Below are 20,560 nucleotides of genomic sequence, written 5' to 3'. Positions count from 1 at the left end.
ATTCAAATCGATGTTACATTATAACAATACAAATCACGATGCCTTTTTCATGAACAGGCTTTCATATGCACAGACGTCATCTGCTCAATCTGATTCTGGCCAGCGCGGCCTTCGCCCTCCCGTTCAGTGTTTCAGCCACGCAAATTCGCAACGCGCGACTTTGGCGTTCTGATGAGAAGTTGCGATTGGTCTTCGATTTGAGCGGTCCAGTGCGCTACAGAACCTTCACGCTGAGCGCTCCGGAACGGCTGATCATTGATGTGTCCGGTGCCAACTTGAGCGGTGATTTCAGTCAGTTGGCACTGAGTGACACGGTGATCCGGTCGATTCGATCCGGGCCTTTTGGTCAGGGAGATACGCGGATTGTTCTCGATCTGAGCAACCCGGTGCTGCTGAACAGCTTCCTTTTAGCGCCCCAGGATGGCCAAGGTCATCGTTTGGTTCTGGATTTAGTCAGCGCAAAAGCGGTGCCACCGGCACCAAAGGTTCCACGTGAAACACCCAAGGTGGGGCCTCACTCGAAGCGCGACATCATCGTAGTTGTCGATCCTGGACACGGCGGAAAGGATCCCGGTGCAGTCGGCGCCAAGGGTGAAAGGGAAAAAGATGTAGTGCTTTCCATCGCGCAACTGCTCGCCAAACGCTTGAAGAAAGAGAAAGGTTTCGACGTAAAGCTGGTGCGCAATGACGACTTTTTCGTGCCTTTGCGCAAGCGCGTGGAGATCGCCCGTCAGCACAAGGCCGACATGTTCATCTCGATTCATGCCGATGCCGCGCCACGGCTCACGGCGTTTGGCGCGTCGGTGTATTGCTTGTCCGAGGGCGGTGCCACCTCGGCGACAGCGCGCTTTATGGCGCAGCGTGAGAACGGCGCGGATCTGCTCGGCGCCACCAGTCTGCTCAATCTGAAAGACAAGGATCCGATGCTGGCCGGGGTGATTCTCGACATGTCGATGAACGCCACGATCGCTGCCAGTCTGCAACTCGGCAGCACAATTCTTGGCAGCCTCGCCGGCATCACTACACTGCATCAGAAGCGCGTGGAACAGGCAGGATTTGCCGTGCTGAAGTCGCCGGATGTCCCCTCGATTCTGGTCGAAACGGGGTTCATTTCCAATGCGCGCGACAGTCAACGGCTGGTCACAGCGCGCCACCAACAGGCCGTGGCTGACGGTTTATTTGAGGGCTTGCAGCGTTATTTTGAAAAGAATCCGCCGATCGATAGCTACCTTGCCTGGCGGCAGGAGGAACAGAAGGCGCGGGTCTAGCATCCAGTAAGGCGGCTGCAGGTGAATTTTGCGCTGCTGCCGCCGGAGCTGGAGAAACGATTGATCGTCGTCCAGCCGACACGCCGGGTGTAGCCAACCCAGGCTTCGCCATCGGAGGCGATACCGGTGAAAAACGTCAGTTGGCCAAACCGACTGTTGGTCTGCGCCCAATAGCGCTGACCATTCTTTTCAAAGCCGCGCAGGTAAAGCGTGCTGCCGACCGTATTGACGCTGTAAGCATTACCGTCGGCATCGACACATGCCAACAGGTTGGCGCTGCGTGTGCAGGTAGCGAGCGCCGGCAACTGTGCCCATGCATTGCCAGCCAGCAGCAATCCAAGGCTCAACAGTGAGCATTTCAACGCACTTTTCATTGCGGATTCCGAAACTGGGATTAGCTCAGCTTCCTGCTGTTTATTGTTCAGGACAAGAGCAGGGCTGGTTTATTCTTGTTGTTATACTATAACATAAATAACAACTGAGCCTGAGCGGGCCGGTTTCAAGCGTTTACCTTCAGCGAAACCCTCGCCTGAAGCGCCAAAACGCCAAGCGCTGGCAAAAGCGCCAATCGCCTGCCTTCCTATGAGGATTATCCAATGTCAGCCGAATTGCCCGTCACCGTACTTTCAGGATTTCTCGGTGCTGGAAAAAGTACACTTTTGAATTACGTACTACGTAATCGAAAGGGATTGCGTGTAGCGGTCATCGTCAATGATATGAGCGAGATCAACATCGATGGCAGCGAAGTCCAGCGTGATGTCAGCCTGAACCGCGCAGAAGAGAAAATCGTCGAAATGAGCAACGGCTGCATCTGCTGTACGTTACGCGAAGACTTGCTCGATGAAGTCAGCAAACTCGCTCGTGAAGGACGCTTCGATTATTTGTTGATTGAGTCCACCGGCATCTCCGAGCCGCTGCCGGTCGCAGAAACCTTCACTTTCCGCGATGAACATGGCCAAAGCCTCTCTGACATCGCCCGCCTCGACACCATGGTGACTGTAGTCGACGGTATGAATTTCCTGCCGGACTACCAGGCGGCCGAAAGCCTCGCTTCGCGTGGCGAGATTCTCGGCGAAGAAGACGAGCGCTCCATCACCGACCTGTTGATCGAACAGATCGAGTTTGCCGACGTACTGTTGATCAGCAAGATCGACCTGATCAGCCAAAGCGAGCGCGAAGAGCTGATCGCCATCCTCAAGCGCCTCAATGCCCAAGCTGAAATCATCCCGATGGTGATGGGCGAGGTAGCGCTGGAGAAGATTCTCAACACCGGCCGCTTCAACTTCGAGAAAGCTGCGCAAGCACCCGGTTGGTTGCAGGAGTTGCGTGGTCAACACGTGCCGGAAACCGACGAATACGGCATCGCCTCCACGGCCTACCGCGCACGCCGCCCGTTCCACCCGCAACGTTTCTTTAGCTTCATCGATCGACCGTGGCTGAACGGCAAACTGCTGCGCTCCAAAGGCTTTTTCTGGCTCGCCAGCAAACCCACGGACGCCGGGAGCTGGTCGCAGGCCGGCGGGTTGATGCGGCATGGTTTCGCCGGGCGCTGGTGGCGTTTCGTGCCGAAGAACCAGTGGCCACAGGATCAGGAAAGCACTGCCGCCATCATGGAAAACTGGACGCCGAGCGTAGGAGATTGTCGCCAAGAACTGGTTTTCATTGGTCAGAACATCGATTTCCTACAGCTTTCTGAGGAACTGGACGACTGCCTGCTCACCGATGAAGAAATGGCCCTTGGCGTAGAGGGCTGGCGATTGCTGCCGGATCCGTTCGGGCCTTGGCACGAAGAGGCTGCCTGATGCTCGCACTCAAACTGCAGCAAAACCGAACCCGTCATCAGCATCAAGGCCCTACGCCGAAAGCGCTGACTAATATTCTGCATGACGACACCAACCTGGCCGTCTGGCAGCGTCAACTGCCATTGCACATCAGCGATTTCGCCAAGTTACTGGTGTCGCTTAACGAGCCCTTGGCTGAATCGTTGTGCCTGGAACTGCCGGATGAGGACGACGAGCCTGACCTGACCGGGCTGGCCTCAGGCTTGCGTGATCTAGAAGGCTACGAAGGCTTTATCGCTGACCTGAAATGGCTGGTCAGTGCCTTCGCGTGCTTGCTGGGAGCCAAGCGAATCGGCCTGCGCCTGCGGGTACTCGATAAGGCCATGTGTCCGCGTTTCCACGTCGATCACGTACCGGTGCGGCTGATCACCACCTACGCCGGGGTCGGCAGCCAATGGCTCAAGGAAGGCGCGATGGATCGTCAGCAACTGGGGCAGGCCAACGCCGAACCCCAAGCGCACATTCAGCAACTGAACAGTGGCGACGTCGCGCTATTGAAAGGCGAGAAATGGCACGGCAATGAAGGCTTCGGTCTCATCCATCGCTCGCCGCAACCGCCCGCAGGCGAGCGTCGATTGATCCTCACCCTCGACTGGCTCGGCTAACGTCTCAAGACGCTTCAAGGTTTTAGCCACGATCCTTGGCTCTGACCTTCGCAATACGGCTTCAAATACGCCGCATCGGTGGCGACGCCGTAATAGTGGATGTCCTGGCGATAAGGCATATTGGCGACTTGCGCGTTGCTGCACACACCGAAAGCCCCGCTCGGGCATTGATCGACGTACTGCACCTCGACTTTCTGCCCGGCCAGCGTTGGCTGGCAGAAACCGTCGTTGAACAGTTTCTGCGGAATGTTGCGGTTCTGCTGACAGACTTTGACGTCGAGCCGCTCGCCCTGACTGTGCACCACGCAGGCCTGAGCCCACACTTCGCTCGACAGCAGCGCCAACAGCAACGACCATCCCATCCGACGCATCTTTGAATCTCCCAAGAAAGCTGGCGGCCATGTTGCAGAATATTCCTACCCATGTCATTGCTGGCCCTTTGGGCGCCGGCAAGACCAGCCTGATTCGCCAGCTCATGGCACAGCGGCCAGACGGCGAGCGCTGGGCGGTGCTGATCAATGAGTTCGGCCAGATCGGCCTCGACGCGGCACTGCTGACCCGCGACGCCGAGGGTATCGCACTGGGCGAAGTGGCTGGTGGCTGCCTGTGTTGCGTCAATGGCGCGCCGTTTCAGATTGGCCTCGGGCGGTTGCTGCGCAAGGCGAGGCCGGATCGACTGTTCATCGAACCGTCCGGGCTGGGGCATCCGGCGCAGTTGCTCAAACAGTTGAATGAGGCGCCATGGCTGGGGGTGTTGGCGGTTCAGCCGTGTGTTCTGGTGCTTGATGCTCAAGCACTCCACGCTGGGAAAGCGCTGGCGGCAGCGCAGCAGGAAGCATTGGCCAGCGCCGGGTTGTTAGTGCTGAACAAGGCTGAAAACCTTGACGAGAATGAACGGCAGAAAATTGCCCGTCAGCTGCCGCCGGTCCGGCAGATCTGGACGCAGCATGCACAATTCACTTTGAGCGATCTGCCGGGGCTGGCGGCGCAAGCGGTTATCGGTGTGGATAACCTAGTGGTGCCTGACGGACTGGCGCAAATGCCGGCGGTCTGGAGCGATCCGACGCTGCCCATTTGCCTGAGCCAGGCGCAGGAGGGTGGCTGGAGCATCGGGTGGCGTTGGCATCCCGCTCAGACGTTCGACTTGGGGCGCATTGCCGAATGGCTAACCGGCCTCGACTGCAAGCGCGCGAAACTGGTTATCCACAGCGCTGAAGGCTGGGTTTCGGCGAATGCGCTGGAGAATGCAGCGTTGGTCTGGCAGACCAGTGAATGGCGAAAGGATTCGCGTATCGAGCTGATCTTCAGTGAGCCGCAAAAGGTTGAAGTGCTGCAGAGGGCGTTATCGGCTTGCCGAACGAATTGAGTTCAAGGCTTCCACTTGGTGTGTTCCTGCCGCCACTGACTCAGCTCGATCACTTCCGCGCGCGGCTTGTGCACTTCAACCACCGGCGGGGTGTCGTCGAACGGTGCCGGGTAGGGCGCCAGTTCAATCTGCGCACTGTGCGCACCGAATTGGGTGATGGTGCCGTTGTGCCGGGTTTCGCCAGTCACGGTGAATTCGAAGTTGTAGACCCGCGCCAGTCGTCGGCGACCACTGGCATCTTTGATCAAACCGATCTTTTTCAGTGCGACGTTACCGTCCAGCAGTTCGACGCCGACGTTGATGCAATGCTGTTTGACCCGCTCCAGCGCCCGCTCGCGCAAGCCATGGTTGTGCCATAGCCAGGCGCCAGCGGCGGCGAACAGCATCAGCACGAAGATGTTTTCCAGGGTCAGCATCAACATCGAACTCCAAAAGATAGCGTCAGCTTAACTGCGTCGCCGGTCTGTCGTACAGGCTGCGTTTCGTCGCATACTGCGCGGCTTGAATTTCAATCGTTTTACGGAATGACCCGAATGAAACGTACGCCTCATCTGCTCGCCATTCAGTCCCACGTAGTGTTCGGCCACGCCGGCAACAGCGCTGCGGTTTTTCCGATGCAGCGAGTCGGGGTGAATGTCTGGCCGCTCAATACCGTGCAGTTTTCCAACCACACCCAGTATGGCCAATGGGCCGGCGAAGTACTGGCGCCGCAGCAGATTCCCGAGCTGGTCGAAGGCATTGCGGCGATTGGCGAGCTGGGCAACTGCGACGCAGTGCTGTCCGGTTATCTCGGCAGCGCGGCGCAGGGGCGAGCAATTCTCAGCGGCGTCGAGCGCATCAAGTCGGTCAACCCGAAGGCCTTGTATCTGTGTGATCCGGTGATGGGCCACCCGGAGAAGGGCTGCAGTGTGCCGACCGAGGTCAGCGATTTCCTGCTGGAAGAGGCGGCGGCCGTGGCCGACATCCTGTGTCCGAACCAGTTGGAGCTGGACAGCTTTTCCGGGCGCAAGCCGCAGTCGCTGTTCGATTGCCTGGCGATGGCGCGGGCGCTGCTGGCGCGTGGGCCGAAAGCGGTGCTGGTCAAGCATCTGGACTATCCGGGCAAACCGGCGGATGGCTTTGAGATGTTGCTGGTGACGGCCGAGGGCAGCTGGCACTTGCGCCGTCCGCTGCTGGCGTTTCCGCGTCAGCCGGTGGGCGTGGGGGACCTGACATCCGGCTTGTTTCTGGCGCGGGTGCTGCTGGGCGACAGCCTGGTGGCAGCGTTCGAGTTCACCGCGGCGGCGGTGCATGAGGTGCTGCTGGAAACGCAGGCGTGCGCCAGTTATGAGCTGCAGTTGGTGCGGGCGCAGGACCGGATTGCGCATCCGCGGGTGAAGTTCGAGGCTACTGCAATCAGTCTTTAAGACCGCGTTGCCCCCATTCGCGAGCAGGCTCGCTCCCACATTTGGAATGCGTGGGAGCGAGCTTGCTCGCGAAAGCGTTCTTCAGATCGCTACCAATCTCAGGCGTCGCCCTTGATTTCCTGATAGCGCTTCTCCAGCTCCTGACGAATCTGCCGACGCTGCTGCGCCTGCATATAACGACGCTTGTCTTCACTGTTCTGCGGCTGCAGCGGCGGCACGGCGGCTGGTTTGCGCTGGTCATCCACGGCGACCATGGTGAAGAAGCAGCTGTTGGTGTGGCGCACCGAACGCTCGCGAATGTTTTCGGTGACGACTTTGATACCGACTTCCATCGAGGTGTTGCCGGTGTAGTTGACCGACGCGAGGAAGGTCACCAGTTCGCCGACATGGATCGGCTCGCGGAAAATCACCTGATCCACCGACAGCGTCACCACGTAGCGGCCGGCATAACGGCTCGCGCAGGCGTAGGCCACTTCGTCGAGGTATTTGAGCAGCGTGCCGCCGTGGACATTGCCAGAGAAGTTGGCCATGTCGGGGGTCATCAGTACCGTCATCGACAGCTGGGCGTTTCCGGGTTCCATAACGTTCTCACGGATCAAGGCTGGTTTCTGGAAGCACCTCTGCGGGTGCCTGGTCACTTTTCAAAAGCACCGTTATCGGGACGCCGGGCGACTGGCCGCCGTCACGCCGGAATCGATCTGTTTCCTTATATTGCACCGCCTTCCAGTGGGAAGTCGCGGTGTTAACCTGCAAAAGGCCCTGCTCAAGGGCAATTCCCACATGAAAATCGGATTTTTACCCAACTCGCCCAGACCTTTCTGACGTCTGCCCGCGAGTCTCGTCATTCAAGGAGGCCACGCCATGCATGCCATCAGTTTTATTCAGGACCTGGCAGTGATCATGTTGGTCGCAGGCGTGGTGACCGTGCTGTTCCATCGCTTCAAGCAACCGGTGGTACTCGGCTACATCGTCGCCGGTTTCATTATCGGCCCGCATACGCCACCGTTCGGCCTGATCCATGATGAAGAAACCATCAAGACCCTCGCTGAACTCGGGGTGATCTTCCTGATGTTCTGTCTGGGCCTGGAATTCAGTCTGCGCAAGCTGTTCAAGGTTGGCGCCACGGCGTTTATCGCGGCGTTCCTCGAAATTGTCCTGATGATCTGGATCGGCTACGAAATCGGCCGCTGGTTCGACTGGAACACCATGGATTCGCTGTTCCTCGGCGCGATTCTGGCGATTTCCTCGACCACCATCATCGTCAAGGCACTCAATGACCTGAAGATGAAGAACGAGCGCTTTGCGCAGCTGATCTTCGGCGTGCTGATCGTCGAAGACATCCTCGGCATCGGCATCATTGCGCTGCTGTCGAGCATAGCGGTCAGCGGCACTGTCAGCTCCGGTGAAGTATTTTCCACGGTCGGCAAGCTGTCGCTGTTCATGATCGTCGCGCTGGTCATCGGCATCCTGCTGGTGCCGCGATTGCTGGCCTACGTGGCCAAATTCGAAAGCAACGAAATGCTCCTGATCACCGTGCTCGGCCTGTGTTTCGGCTTCTGCCTGTTGGTGGTCAAACTCGAATACAGCATGGTGCTTGGCGCCTTCCTGATCGGCGCAATCATGGCCGAGTCGCGGCAATTGCTGAAGATCGAACGGCTGATCGAGCCGGTACGCGACCTGTTCAGCGCAATCTTCTTTGTGGCGATCGGCCTGATGCTCGACCCGATGATCCTTCTCGACTATGCGTGGCCGATCGCGGTGATCACCGTCGCCGTGGTACTCGGCAAGATGTTGTCCTGCGGCCTCGGTGCGTTTATCGCTGGCAATGACGGACGCACCTCACTGCGCGTGGGTATGGGTCTGTCACAGATTGGCGAATTTTCCTTCATCATTGCCGCGCTGGGCATGACCCTGCAGGTCACCAGCAACTTCCTTTATCCGGTCGCCGTGGCGGTGTCGGTGATCACCACGCTGCTGACACCGTACCTGATCCGCGCGGCTGATCCGCTGTCGATCAAGTTGTCGGCGGCGGTGCCCAAGCCTCTTGGCCGTGTGTTGGGCATGTACGGCGAATGGCTGCGCAGCATTCAGCCGCAGGGTGAGGGGGCGATGCTGGCGTCGATCATTCGCAAGATCTTGCTGCAGGTCGGCGTCAATCTGGCGCTGGTGATCGCGATCTTCTTCGCCGGCGCGTATTTCGCTGAACGCATCTCGCTGTGGCTGCAAGACTGGATCAGCGATCCGAGCTGGCAGAAGGCGTTGATCTGGGGCGGGGCGTTGTTGGTATCGCTGCCGTTCCTGATCGCGGCGTATCGCAAGCTCAAGGCGCTGTCGATGCTGCTGGCGGAGATGGGCGTCAAGCCGGAGATGGCCGGGCGGCACACACAGCGAGTGCGCCGGGTGATCGCCGAAGTGATCCCGATCCTCTCGCTGCTGGTGATTTTCCTGCTGCTGGCAGCCTTGTCGGCCAGTATCTTGCCGACCAACAAGTTGCTGGTGCTGATTGCCGTCGTCGCCGCTGCGGTAGCGGCGCTGCTCTGGCGCTGGTTCATTCGCGTGCACACGCGGATGCAGGTGGCGCTGCTGGAAACCCTCGACAACCATAAGGAGTCGTCGGGGCATTGACCGGCCGGGGCGGCGGGTCGATCAGCTTTCCAGCCAGACGTCCCGCGCCCAGTGCCAGACCGATTCCCAGGATTCTTCGGTGATCAGCTCTTCTTCGCCCGACCACAGCACCACGGTGCCGTCTTCTTCGACGCAGTAGTAGTTCTCGCCGTCCTGGCAGATCGGAATCAGATCACGCGGTACACCGATGTCCCAGGCATTGGCCGCGACATCGGGCAGATAGGTGTGCGATTGCGGGTCGGTGACGGTCACCGGCTCCAGGCTGCCGTAAACCACATCGCTGACGGTCAGCAAAAACTCTTTGAAGACGAACGGAATGTTGATGAAGAGTTCTTCTTCGACTTCCACCAGTTGGTCTTCGTCAGGCAATTCCAAAGGAACCGGCACGGGTTCGTTGGCTTCACGCAGTTGTTCGATGATTTCTTCCACGTCCGGGATCCTCTTGCTTGAATGGCGCGGTTTATATGGGCCGGTTTATACAGTAGCTTGCTATAGATGCAACCGCGAAATAGAAAACCCCAGCCGAGGCTGGGGTTTTTATTACAGCAAGTGAAGCGAGGGAGGGATCAGCCGTTCTGGCGGATACCGGCGACCAGCCAAGGCTGGTTGTCGCCCTGCGGACGTTCCATGTTCCAGCTTTCGCTGAACACTTCACCCTGGTCGAAGCGCGAAGACTTCGACACGCCGTTAAAGGTCAGGGTGGCGATGGTCTTGTCGGCACGGTCATCGACGCCGTCCAGTTGCACCTGAAGGTTGTCGATGTAGGTCGACTGGAACGCGTCGCCCAGATCCGCACGCTCACGCTTGAGGAACTCGAACATCTGCGGAGTGACGAACTCGGCGATCTTGTCCATTTCGTTGGCGTCCCAGTGCTGTTGCAGCGACTGGAAGTGGCTGCGCGCAGCTTCAAGGAAGCGCTCTTCGTTGAACCAGGCCGGTGCGTTGATCACCGGACGAGCGGCAGCGGCAGGCGCCGAACCACCGAAGATCGAACCCATGGCTGCAGGCTTTTGCTCGAACACTTCACGCTGCATCGGCGCGCCGGCCGGAGCGAATTGCTCCTGCTGCTTGCGTCGACGCGCGGCGATGAAGCGGAAGATCACGAACGCGATTACCGCCATGATCAGGATGTCGAAGATCTGCATGCCCTGGAAACCGCCGCCCATGAACATGGACGCGAGCAGGCCACCGGCAGCGATGCCGGCCAGAGGGCCGAGCCATTTCGAAGCACCGCCGGCCTTGGCCGCAGCGCCTGCGGCACCGGCAGCACCAGCGGTCGCTGCTGCGCCGCCCATGCCTGGAGAAGAAGGAGCCATCTGGCTGGTCTGGTGCGTCGGCGCAGCGCCGGCGCTTTTGCCACCACCAAAGCGCTTGGCGTTGGCGTCGAGGCTCATCGTCAGGCCGATGCACAACGCCATGGCGATGCTAAGAAAACGTTTCATAAAGGGAATTCCCGTTTGTGGAGACACGCGCGCCATGTTGCACAGCTGAAGTGTTGCTGGCTAGCGAGAGAGTGTTTCGGGCTTTTGCCTGACAGGTTACGTTCAGCTCGGTCGGGGCAATAAGGCCATGTACTTTTGGCTGTAGGAAATCGAGACAGGTTCAGTAAGAAAACGTGCTCAGCGACGAAACGCCAGCATCACCACACCGGCCGTGATCAGGCCGATACCGCCCCATTGGCGCAAGTCGAGTTTCTCGCCCAGCAGGATCACGCCAAGCACCGCCACCAGTACCACGCTGAGTTTGTCCACCGGTGCGACCAGCGAGGCCGGGCCGACTTTCAGCGCGCGGAAGTAGCACAGCCACGACGCGCCGGTACCCAGACCGGACAACAACAGGAACAGATAGCTTTTGGCGGAAATCGATCCCAATGACTGATATTGGCCCGTCGCGTACAAAATCAAGGCCAGACTGACCAGTACCACGATGGTGCGCAGCAGGGTGGCGAAGTCGGAGTTGACGTTTTCGATGCCGACTTTGGCGAAGATCGCCGTCAATGCGGCGAACGTCGCCGAGAGCAGGGCCCAGAATGTCCAGGAAGAAAAGAAGCCTGAGCCCATGGAGATATCCTTGATAGATCACTCAAAGCCAAACCCTGTGGGAGCGAGCCTGCTCGCGAAAGCTGCACCGCGGTCTATCAGATCAACCGCGGTGATTTCATTCGCGAGCAGGCTCGCTCCCACAGAAAAGCGAAACCGGCTTCAGATCGCTTCCAGCTTGGCGTAGCCGAGCATCAGCCACTTGCTGCCTTCGCTGAAATTCACCTGCACCCGCGCCTGCGCGCCTGCGCCCTCGAAGTTGAGGATCACGCCGTCGCCAAAGATCGAATGGCGCACCGCCTGGCCGAGGCTGAAACCCGTTTCCGGAATCTCGCTGCCGCTGAACAGGTTACTGCCGCTCATCGACTGATTACCTCCGAACGGTCGGCTGACGCTGTTCGACAGACGCACCTCCTGAATCAGACCCTTCGGCACTTCGCGGACGAAACGCGAGACCTTGTTATAGGTCTCGCTGCCGTACAGGCGTCGGGTTTCAGCATAGGTCATCACCAGATTCTGCATTGCCCGGGTGATACCGACATAGGCCAGACGCCGTTCTTCTTCAAGACGACCGGGCTCTTCCAGGCTCATCTTGTGTGGGAACAGGCCTTCTTCCATGCCCACGAGGAACACGTAAGGGAATTCCAGGCCTTTGGCGCTGTGCAGGGTCATCAACTGAATGCTGTCTTCGTGCTCGTCGGCCTGCGTGTCGCCGGCCTCCAGCGAAGCGTGGCCGAGGAACGCCGCCAATGGCGTCAGCTCTTCGTCTTCTTCGGTGTTCTCGAAGTTGCGCGCGGCGCTGACCAGTTCCTCAAGGTTTTCTACCCGGGCCTGGCCTTTCTCGCCTTTTTCCGCTTCGTGATAAGCGATCAGGCCGGACTGCTCGATGACGGTTTGCGTCATCAAGTGCAGCGGCATTTCCATGCACTTGGCGGCGAGATTCTCGATCAACTCGATAAATGCACCCAAAGCACCGGCCGCGCGACCGGTCAGGCCTTTGTTGGCGACCAGTTGGCGCATCGCCTCCCACATCGACACATCGCTGTGGCGCGCGTGATCGCGGATGGCTTCGACGGTTTTCTCGCCAATGCCACGGGCCGGCACGTTGATGACGCGTTCCAGCGCCGCATCGTTGCCGCGACCCTCTAGCAAGCGCAAGTAGGCCATGGCGTTCTTGATTTCCGCACGCTCGAAGAAGCGCTGGCCGCCATAGATGCGGTACGGAATGCGTTCACGCAGCAAGGCTTCTTCCAGAACGCGCGATTGGGCGTTGGAGCGGTACAGAATCGCGATATCGCTGCGAGCCAAGCCGGTTTTCAGCGCGCTTTCGATGGTTTCGACAACGTAGCGTGCTTCGTCGTGTTCGTTGAACGCGGCATACAGATTGATCGCTTCGCCATCGCCGCCGTCGGTCCACAGCTCTTTGCCCAGACGCCCGGTGTTGTTGGCGATGAGGGCGTTGGCAGCCTTGAGGATGCCGGCAGTGGAGCGGTAGTTCTGCTCGAGACGAATGGTCACCGAGTCGGCGAAGTCGGACGAGTACTGATGAATATTCTCGATCTTCGCGCCGCGCCAGCCGTAAATCGACTGGTCGTCGTCGCCAACCACCATCAGGCTGTCACCGCCCTTGCCGAGCAAGCGCAACCAGGCGTACTGCACGGCGTTGGTGTCCTGGAACTCGTCTACCAGAATATGGCGGAAGCGCTTCTGATAGTGCGCCAGCAGGCCCGGATGATCGCGCCAGAGGTCGAGGGCGCGCAGCAGCAGTTCGGAGAAGTCGATGACGCCGGCACGCTGGCACGCCGCCTCGTAGGCTTCGTAAATGCCGCGCATGGTCGCCAGATACAAATCGCCGCTGGCCTGAATGTGTTGCGGACGCAGGCCTTCGTCTTTCTGGCCGTTGATGAACCACTGCGCCTGACGCGCCGGCCAGCGTTGCTCGTCCAGACCCAGCTCGCGGATCACCCGCTTGACCAGCCGTTGCTGGTCGTCGCTGTCGAGAATCTGGAAGGTCTGGCTCAGGCCGGCTTCTTGCCAGTGCGCCCGCAGCAAGCGGTGCGCCAGGCCGTGGAAGGTGCCGACCCACATGCCGGCCGGGTTGATGCCCAGCAACTGCTCGATGCGATGACGCATCTCGGCAGCGGCCTTGTTGGTGAAGGTCACCGACAGAATGGAGTGGGGCGAGGCGTTTTCGACCTGGATCAACCAGGCGATACGGTGCACCAGCACTCGGGTTTTACCGGAGCCAGCACCGGCCAGGACCAACTGACGGCCAACGGGGGCTGCTACGGCCTGGCGTTGGGCATCGTTGAGGGAGTTCAGCAGAAGGGAGAGATCATCGCGCATCGGGGCATTCTAGGGTGCGCCGCAGGCCCGGGCAAACCGAGCTTTGCATTAGCCGATGAAAGTCCTGTCGATGACGACCGGTCGGTCACTGCCTGCAGGCATCGGCCCACCGCGCTTCAAGGGTTTGGCCGGTGGCAAAGGGCGGAACAGTTTCGGTGAAATTATGATCTGGAGCAGTTTGGCAACGGGATCGGCTTGTGTATGCTCCGTCCACGTTTCGGGCGCACGCCCTCCTTATAAGAACAAGAACGTTGCCCATGACCCTCAGCTCCGAACTGTCGGGCCCCTCTGTGGAACCCCGGGTTATCCGCAAGCACTATGCCGTCGAAATGGCGGTCGAGCGCACGCGCCTGCTGTATCAGGGCTCCTTGTTGCCCACGCTGTTCATGTTGATCAATGGTCTGGTCTGCGCCGGTTTGCTCTGGAGCCCGCAGCGCTACTTCGTGGTCAGCGTCTGGCTGGTGTGGTTGCTGTCGCTGGTCGCGTTACGGGTGATCCAGGTCGCGGCGTTCGATTCGGCGATCCCCAATCGCCAGGCCCAACCCATCTGGTTTCGCATGTTCCTGCTTGGCTCGACCATGACCGGGCTGACCCTGGCCGGTGCCGGTATTGCGCTGGTGCCCGCCGATAATTTCATTCAACAAGCCTGGGTGTTCGGCCTGATCGGCGCCGCAACGCTGTCGGCCAGTGTTGCCTACGCGGTGAGCCTGCCGGCCTTCCTGTCGTTTACCTTGCCCTGTCTGTTGCCGGCGATCGGCTTTCTGTTCTGGGGCGGTGACGAGCAGGCACGCGGCTGGGGCTGGCTCGGACTGATCCTGCTCGGCTCGCTGAGCGTGGTGGCGTGGCAGGTCAATCGGCTGATCGATCGCGGCTTGCTGCGGCGCTTCCAGAATCAGCACCTTATCGAACACCTGCAGCAGACGCAGGCGCGCAGCGAGCAGCTCAATCAGGCGTTGGCCAAAGAAATCGAACAGCGCCGCTGCGCCGAAAGCCAGTTGCGCGAAGCGCAGGTCGAACTCGAAAACCGCGTCGCCCAGCGCAGTCGCGAACTGGATGCCGCCAATCAGGCCCTGAGCAAAAGCGAAGCGCGGCTGGCACTGGCGTTGAAGGCCAGTGAGCTGGGGCTGTGGGACTGGAACCTGCAAACCGACGAGGTCCACCACACGCAGATTCAGGAGCTGTTCGGCCTCGCGCCGGAATACGTCACGGCTATCCTTCGTGACCTCAAACCTCGCCTGCACCCGGAAGACGTGCCGGCGCTCAAACATGCGTTGATCGAACACCTGAAAGGCCGTACCGAGGATTATCAGATCGAGTACCGCGTGCGCCACGGCGATGGTCACTGGGTGTGGATCGAAGACCGTGGCCGCGCGGTCGAGCGCAGCGACAGCGGGCAGGTGATCCGCATGGTCGGCACCCGTCGCGACATCAGCGCCAGTAAACGCCTTGAGGAACAGCAGCGTCTGGCAGCGACGGTGTTCGAAGCGGCCAGTGAAGGCATCGTCATTCTCGACCCGAACTACGCGTTGATCGCGATCAATCAGGCGTTCAGTCGGGTCACCGGTTACGACATCGAGGACATGCTCGGGCGCAACGTCGTCGAGCTGCCGTGCAGCCGCGATGCTCGCCGCCATTACGTTGCGATCCGCCATGCATTGGAACAGCACGGCAGTTGGCAGGGCGAATTGGTTGAAACGCGCAAGAACGGTGAGCTGTACCCACAGTGGCTGCAACTCAATGCAGTGCGTGATGGTCGGGGAAATGTCAGTCATATTGTCGGCTTCTTCGCCGATCTTTCTGCGCGGCGCGAATCCGAAGAACGCATGCGTTACCTGACCCACTACGACGAGCTCACCGGGCTGGCCAATCGTTCGCTGTTCCGCGAGCGCCTGCATGAAGCGCATCAGCGTTCGCGTCAGGGCCGGCGCAGTCTGGCGTTGCTGCACATCAATCTGGATCGCTTCAAATTGCTCAACGACAGCCTGGGCCATGAAATCGCCGACCAATTGCTGCAGAAGATGGCGCGCCGGCTGGTTAACGCCTTGCCGGAAGCCGACACCATCGCCCGTTTGTCCGGTGATGAGTTCGCGGTGCTGTTCGACGCCTACGGCAACTTGTCGAGTCTGGCGCGGGTCGCCACACGCCTGTCGAGCAAATTGCGTTTACCACTGACCGTGGAAGGGCATGAACTGGTGGTCAGCGCGTCGATGGGCATCAGCATGCTGCCGGACAATGCCCGGGAGATTTCTGCGCTGGTCAGCCAGTCGAACATGGCCATGCAACATGCCAAGCACTTGGGTGGCAACAACTTCCAGTTCTACACCGACAGCTTGCAGGCCAGCACACTTGAGCGCTTGCAGCTGGAAAACCAGCTGCGCAAAGCCATCGAGGAAAAGCAGCTGAAGGTGTTCTATCAGCCCAAGCTGTGCCTCGAATCAGGTCGCTTGAACGCGGCGGAAGCGCTGGTGCGCTGGGATCATCCGACCATGGGCCGAGTGCCGCCGGGGGATTTCATCGGGCTGGCCGAGGAAACCGGTCTGATCGGGCCGATCGGCGAATTCGTCCTGCGCCAGGCGTGCTGGCAGGCTTGCGAATGGCAGCGTCAGGGGCTGGAGCCGATCCGCGTTTCGGTGAATCTGTCGGTGCATCAATTGCGTCAGGGCAAGCTGGTCAGTCTGGTGCGGCAAGTGCTGGAGGAAACCGGGCTGGCGCCGCACTACCTCGAGCTGGAATTGACTGAAAGCCAGTTGCTCGACAGCGTCGAACACATCATCGCGACCTTCCAGCAACTGCGCGATCTGGGGGTGAAACTGGCTATCGACGACTTCGGCACCGGTTACTCGTCGTTGAGTTACCTCAAGCGCATACCAGTGGATTACGTGAAAATCGATCAGGCGTTCATACGCGGGTTGGGTGAGGGCAGCGAAGATGCGGCGATAACTCGCGCGATCATCGCCATGGCCCATGGGCTGTCGTTGAAAGTAGTGGCTGAAGGCGTCGAGCGACAGGATCAGCTGGAGTTTTTACGCGCCGAGCGTTGCGATGAAGTGCAGGGCTATCTGATCAGCCGGCCCGTGGAAGCTGCCAGTCTGGCCGGGCTTTTGCGTGAACAGGAAAAACCGTTTTAAGGGCTACATGCACCTCATCGCGCCTGATATGGGGACATCGAGTTACGCATTGAGCAGGCAAAAAGCCAATTCATGTAGTATAACTACAAGCGTGCTACATCCTTGCCCATAAGAAGAGTCCAGCCCCTTGAATCTGCTGCAACACATCGCCCAGTCACGTCACCTGTTACGCAAGTCGGAGCTCAAGGTCGCCGACCACGTGCTGCTTGACCCGGCGGCGGTGATGCACAGTTCCATGGCCGATCTGGCCCACAGCGTCGGCATCAGTGAGCCGACCATCGTGCGCTTCTGTCGCGCCATCGGTTGCTCCGGTTTCCAGGACCTCAAACTCAAACTGGCGCAAAGCCTGGCCGCCGGTGCCAGCTTCGGCCAGTTCGCGATACATGAAGACGACTCGGTCGCCGATTACAGCCTGAAAATTTTCGACACCACGTTGCACACCTTGATGGAGGTTCGCGAGAAACTCGATCCGGTCGAGTTGCAGCGCGCGGTGACGCTGATGTCGCAGGCGCAACGTGTCGAGTTCTACGGCTTCGGTGCCTCGGGCGCGGTGGCGGCTGATGCTCAACACAAGTTCTTCCGTTTGCTGCTGACGGCGGCGGCGTATTCCGATCCGCACATGCAGGCGATGTCGGCGGTGACGCTGAAGCCCACCGATGTGGCGATCTGTATTTCGCAGTCGGGGCGTTCCAAGGATCTGCTGATCACCGCCAATCTGGTGCGTGAGAGCGGGGCGTCGCTGATCACCTTGTGCCCGAGCCAGACGCCGTTGGCTGAGCTGTCGACGGTCAATCTGGCAATCGATGTGCACGAAGACACCGAAATCTATACGCCGCTGACTTCACGAATTGCGCATCTGGTGGTGATTGATGTGCTGGCGATGGGCGTGGCGATGGCGCGCGGGCCGAGCCTGGTTAATCACCTGAAGAGCGTGAAGCGCAGTCTGCGCAGCTTGCGCTTGTCGCCCAAAGCCGCCAAAGCCCTGGATGACTGAAGCCATCTAAGGTCGTTCCGACCTTATTCGCGAGCAGGCTCGCTCCCACAGGGGATCTCCGGGGTATACAAACTCTGTGTCATACCGAGATCAAATGTGGGAGCGAGCCTGCTCGCGAAAGCGTCCTCAAAACACTGCAACTTTCATCGCACTGTCATCCCCGCGAAGCCAAACCGTCATCCCTCCCGCCTATCGTGAAACTCCCGTCATCGCCTTGGGAGACTCGAAATGGCTCAGCCCTACGAAGAACGCAACAGCGCCGCGAAAACCCGTCGTCAGCAGGAAGACCAGCGCCGCATGGAATTCCGTCGCGCTATCGAAGACCGCTTCGAACTTCGCCAGCTTCAAGCCGAAATCGGCGATTTTCCCGAGATCACTCACTGGCAGGCGGCACCCGCAGCTTCCCGTCGAAGCGCTCAACCAGCGCGCTGATCTGCACGCGTTCGCTGCGGATAAACGCCAGGAAGGCGTGCGCCACCGGTGACAGGCGTTTCGCCTTGGCCTGCACCAGGCACCAGCTACGCAGCAGCGGCAGTTCCTCGATCGGCAGTTCCACCAGCCCGCCGGTCGCCAGCTCCAGGTTCAGGGCGTGGCGCGTCAATAGCGCCAGGCCCAGACCCGCCACCACGCATTCACGCTGAGCTTCGGCCGAGGCCACTTCCTGGGTCTGGGTGAAGTGCACGCGTTTCTCCTTAAAGTACTCTTCGCACGCCAGTCGCGTGCCCGAGCCGGGTTCGCGGATCAGCAACGTATAGGGTTCCAGATCCTGCAAGCGCAGCGGGCCCAGGTGCGCCAATGGGTGATCCGGGCGTGCCACGGCAACGATCGGGTTGTTGAGGAACGGCAGGAATTCCAGGCCCATGTCCTGCGGCACCATCGACATGATCACCAGGTCATCGCGGTTGTCTGACAGCCTGCGAATCACCTGGCCGCGGTTGACCACAGTCAGTTGCAGGTTCACTTCCGGATGCTGGCGCTTGAACGCGGCAAAAAGGTGCGGGACGAAGTATTTGGCGCTGGATTCCACCGCCAGTTTCAGCTGACCTTGCAGCGAACCCTGCATGTCCGACAGCTGCATGTCGAGGTTTTCCAGGCGTCCGAAGATGTCCCGACTGGCGCGCTGAAGTGCTTCGGCGGCTTCGGTCATGTAGAGTTTTTTGCCGACATAATCGAATAATGGCTGGCCGATCAGCTCTTCCAGCTGACGAATCTGTAGGCTGACGGCCGGTTGTGTGAGGGACATTTCCTCGGCTGCGCGGCTGTACGAGCGTAAATCACACACTTCGTTGAAGATCTGCAATTGACGCAATGTCATACGCATCAAGGACTTACGCATTTTTTATAGGCTCTGACGGCTAGTTGATAAATCAACTATAAGTCTTTGCTTATGCCTGACCCAATTTTTATTCATTTTTGTTAATCCCTCATGAGCGCTAGTGTGGACCTGCGACTAAATTGAAACATTTGGTCACGCGTCGACCTGGGTCTAGCAGGTCGTGGTGCCACCGGCTCAAGGGAACCTCCAAGTGATAACAAAGATCCTGATCGCCAACCGTGGTGAGATTGCCGTACGAATCGTGCGAGCCTGCGCCGAAATGGGCATTCGCTCGGTAGCGATTTTTTCCGACGCCGACCGCCATGCCTTGCATGTGAAGCGTGCGGACGAGGCCCACAGCATCGGTGCCGAGCCACTGGCCGGTTACCTCAACCCGCGCAAGCTGGTGAACCTGGCCGTGGAAACCGGCTGCGATGCGCTGCACCCGGGCTACGGTTTTCTCTCGGAAAACGCCGAGCTGGCAGATATCTGCGCCGAACGCGGAATCAAATTCATTGGCCCGTCGGCGGAAGTCATTCGCCGCATGGGCGACAAGACCGAAGCGCGCCGCAGCATGATCAAGGCCGGCGTACCGGTGACGCCGGGCACCGAAGGCAACGTGGCCGACATCGAAGAAGCCTTGGTCGAGGGCGACCGCATCGGTTACCCGGTCATGCTCAAGGCCACCTCCGGTGGTGGCGGTCGTGGCATCCGTCGCTGCAACAGCCGCGAAGAACTCGAACAGAATTTCCCTCGGGTGATTTCCGAAGCGACCAAGGCCTTCGGTTCTGCCGAAGTGTTCCTGGAAAAATGCATCGTCAACCCCAAGCACATCGAAGCGCAGATCCTCGGCGACAGCTTCGGCAACGTCGTGCACCTGTTCGAGCGTGACTGCTCGATCCAGCGTCGCAACCAGAAGCTCATCGAAATTGCCCCGAGTCCGCAACTGACCCCGGAACAGCGCGCCTACATCGGCGACCTGTCGGTGCGTGCAGCGAAGGCAGTGGGTTACGAAAATGCCGGCACCGTGGAGTTCCTGCTCGCCGAGGGCGAGGTGTACTTCATGGAGATGAACACCCGGGTGCAGGTGGAACACACCATCACCGAAGAAATCACCGGGATCGACATCGTCCGCGAGCAGATTCGCATCGCCTCCGGCCTGCCGTTATCGGTGAAACAGGAAGACATTCAGCACCGTGGTTTCGCGTTGCAGTTCCGCATCAACGCCGAAGACCCGAAGAACAACTTCCTGCCGAGCTTCGGCAAGATCACCCGTTATTACGCCCCCGGCGGCCCGGGCGTGCGCACCGATACAGCGATCTATACCGGCTACACCATTCCACCGTTCTACGACTCGATGTGCCTGAAGCTGGTGGTCTGGGCACTGACCTGGGAAGAGGCGATGGACCGTGGCCTGCGCGCCCTCGACGACATGCGTCTGCAGGGTGTTAAGACCACCGCCGCGTACTACCAGGAAATCTTGCGCAACCCGGAATTCCGTAGCGGCCAGTTCAATACCAGCTTCGTTGAAAGCCATCCGGAACTGACCAACTACTCGATCAAGCGCAAACCCGAAGAGCTGGCCCTGGCCATCGCCGCCGCCATCGCCGCCCACGCAGGCCTGTGA

General features: G+C 59.6%; 19 protein-coding genes. 10 read left to right on the top strand and 9 right to left on the bottom strand.

Features of this window, described 5'->3' with window-relative positions; translation table 11 throughout:
* The first annotated feature begins 65 nt into the window (after positions 1–65).
* The gene (locus A8O26_RS01890; RefSeq protein WP_064116511.1) at positions 66–1,268 is read left to right on the top strand and encodes an N-acetylmuramoyl-L-alanine amidase; all 1,203 of its coding nucleotides are present in this window, start codon (positions 66–68) and stop codon (positions 1,266–1,268) included.
* Here the strand turns inward: A8O26_RS01890 and A8O26_RS01885 are convergent.
* Complete coding sequence (locus tag A8O26_RS01885; RefSeq protein WP_064116510.1) at positions 1,265–1,642, bottom strand: hypothetical protein; 378 nt, start codon at positions 1,640–1,642, stop codon at positions 1,265–1,267. The two genes, A8O26_RS01890 and A8O26_RS01885, sit on opposite strands and share 4 nt — an antisense overlap.
* 222 nt (positions 1,643–1,864) lie before the next feature.
* Here A8O26_RS01885 and zigA point away from each other — a divergent pair, with 222 nt between their 5' ends.
* Both zigA and A8O26_RS01875 read left to right on the top strand, forming a co-directional pair.
* The gene (gene zigA, locus A8O26_RS01880; RefSeq protein WP_064116509.1) at positions 1,865–3,070 is read left to right on the top strand and encodes a zinc metallochaperone GTPase ZigA; all 1,206 of its coding nucleotides are present in this window, start codon (positions 1,865–1,867) and stop codon (positions 3,068–3,070) included.
* The gene (locus A8O26_RS01875; protein WP_064116508.1) at positions 3,070–3,714 is read left to right on the top strand and encodes a DUF1826 domain-containing protein; all 645 of its coding nucleotides are present in this window, start codon (positions 3,070–3,072) and stop codon (positions 3,712–3,714) included. The genes zigA and A8O26_RS01875 overlap by 1 nt, the downstream gene beginning before the upstream one ends.
* 14 nt (positions 3,715–3,728) lie before the next feature.
* On the opposite strand, the gene A8O26_RS01870 is transcribed toward A8O26_RS01875, so the two are convergent.
* The gene (locus A8O26_RS01870) at positions 3,729–4,085 is read right to left on the bottom strand and encodes a hypothetical protein (RefSeq protein ID WP_064116507.1); all 357 of its coding nucleotides are present in this window, start codon (positions 4,083–4,085) and stop codon (positions 3,729–3,731) included.
* A 29-nt stretch (positions 4,086–4,114) separates the two neighbouring features.
* Here A8O26_RS01870 and A8O26_RS01865 point away from each other — a divergent pair, with 29 nt between their 5' ends.
* Positions 4,115–5,080, top strand: a complete 966-nt coding sequence (locus tag A8O26_RS01865) for a CobW family GTP-binding protein (protein ID WP_064116506.1) — start codon at positions 4,115–4,117, stop codon at positions 5,078–5,080.
* Between the two features lie 2 nt (positions 5,081–5,082).
* On the opposite strand, the gene A8O26_RS01860 is transcribed toward A8O26_RS01865, so the two are convergent.
* Positions 5,083–5,496, bottom strand: coding sequence for a DUF3301 domain-containing protein (locus A8O26_RS01860; protein ID WP_064116655.1), 414 nt, complete (start codon positions 5,494–5,496; stop codon positions 5,083–5,085).
* Positions 5,497–5,613: 117 nt separating this feature from the next.
* Between A8O26_RS01860 and pdxY the strand changes: the two genes are divergently transcribed.
* Positions 5,614–6,486, top strand: coding sequence for a pyridoxal kinase PdxY (pdxY, locus tag A8O26_RS01855; protein ID WP_064116505.1), 873 nt, complete (start codon positions 5,614–5,616; stop codon positions 6,484–6,486).
* A 98-nt stretch (positions 6,487–6,584) separates the two neighbouring features.
* On the opposite strand, the gene A8O26_RS01850 is transcribed toward pdxY, so the two are convergent.
* Positions 6,585–7,067: an acyl-CoA thioesterase gene (locus A8O26_RS01850; RefSeq protein ID WP_003229693.1), complete on the bottom strand. Its 483-nt coding sequence runs from the start codon at positions 7,065–7,067 to the stop codon at positions 6,585–6,587.
* Positions 7,068–7,347: 280 nt separating this feature from the next.
* Here A8O26_RS01850 and A8O26_RS01845 point away from each other — a divergent pair, with 280 nt between their 5' ends.
* On the top strand, positions 7,348–9,111 hold the full coding sequence (locus A8O26_RS01845) for a cation:proton antiporter (RefSeq protein WP_064116504.1): 1,764 nt from the start codon (positions 7,348–7,350) through the stop codon (positions 9,109–9,111).
* A 21-nt stretch (positions 9,112–9,132) separates the two neighbouring features.
* Here the strand turns inward: A8O26_RS01845 and A8O26_RS01840 are convergent, their stop codons facing one another.
* The 4 genes from A8O26_RS01840 to uvrD form a co-directional block, all read right to left on the bottom strand.
* On the bottom strand, positions 9,133–9,540 hold the full coding sequence (locus tag A8O26_RS01840; protein WP_008078852.1) for an SMI1/KNR4 family protein: 408 nt from the start codon (positions 9,538–9,540) through the stop codon (positions 9,133–9,135).
* Positions 9,541–9,677: 137 nt separating this feature from the next.
* Positions 9,678–10,553 (bottom strand): Tim44 domain-containing protein, encoded by an 876-nt coding sequence (locus A8O26_RS01835; RefSeq protein WP_064116503.1) that lies wholly within the window; start codon positions 10,551–10,553, stop codon positions 9,678–9,680.
* A gap of 177 nt (positions 10,554–10,730) precedes the next feature.
* Positions 10,731–11,171: an EamA family transporter gene (locus tag A8O26_RS01830; RefSeq protein ID WP_016984014.1), complete on the bottom strand. Its 441-nt coding sequence runs from the start codon at positions 11,169–11,171 to the stop codon at positions 10,731–10,733.
* Positions 11,172–11,312: 141 nt separating this feature from the next.
* Entirely contained in the window at positions 11,313–13,496 is a 2,184-nt protein-coding gene (gene uvrD, locus A8O26_RS01825; RefSeq protein ID WP_007912069.1) for a DNA helicase II, read from the bottom strand.
* A 257-nt stretch (positions 13,497–13,753) separates the two neighbouring features.
* Here uvrD and A8O26_RS01820 point away from each other — a divergent pair, with 257 nt between their 5' ends.
* The 3 genes from A8O26_RS01820 to A8O26_RS29240 all read left to right on the top strand — a co-directional run bounded on the left by A8O26_RS01820 (position 13,754) and on the right by A8O26_RS29240 (position 18,050).
* A complete protein-coding gene (locus tag A8O26_RS01820; protein ID WP_064116502.1) occupies positions 13,754–16,624 on the top strand; it encodes a GGDEF domain-containing phosphodiesterase in 2,871 nt (956 codons plus the stop codon).
* A 127-nt stretch (positions 16,625–16,751) separates the two neighbouring features.
* The gene (hexR, locus tag A8O26_RS01815; protein ID WP_007912071.1) at positions 16,752–17,618 is read left to right on the top strand and encodes a transcriptional regulator HexR; all 867 of its coding nucleotides are present in this window, start codon (positions 16,752–16,754) and stop codon (positions 17,616–17,618) included.
* A 228-nt stretch (positions 17,619–17,846) separates the two neighbouring features.
* The gene (locus A8O26_RS29240; protein ID WP_008078845.1) at positions 17,847–18,050 is read left to right on the top strand and encodes a PA3496 family putative envelope integrity protein; all 204 of its coding nucleotides are present in this window, start codon (positions 17,847–17,849) and stop codon (positions 18,048–18,050) included.
* Here the strand turns inward: A8O26_RS29240 and A8O26_RS01805 are convergent.
* Complete coding sequence (locus tag A8O26_RS01805) at positions 17,992–18,954, bottom strand: LysR family transcriptional regulator (protein WP_064116500.1); 963 nt, start codon at positions 18,952–18,954, stop codon at positions 17,992–17,994. The genes A8O26_RS29240 and A8O26_RS01805 overlap by 59 nt on opposite strands.
* Positions 18,955–19,144: 190 nt before the next feature.
* On the opposite strand from A8O26_RS01805, the gene A8O26_RS01800 reads away from it, so the two are divergent.
* Positions 19,145–20,560, top strand: coding sequence for an acetyl-CoA carboxylase biotin carboxylase subunit (locus tag A8O26_RS01800; protein ID WP_053125176.1), 1,416 nt, complete (start codon positions 19,145–19,147; stop codon positions 20,558–20,560).

Origin of the sequence: Pseudomonas fluorescens, assembly GCF_001648775.1 — a bacterium.
GTDB lineage: Bacteria > Pseudomonadota > Gammaproteobacteria > Pseudomonadales > Pseudomonadaceae > Aquipseudomonas > Aquipseudomonas fluorescens_M.
The sequence above is the reverse complement of the archived record's forward strand: the minus strand, read 5'-3'. Positions and strand labels throughout refer to the sequence as shown.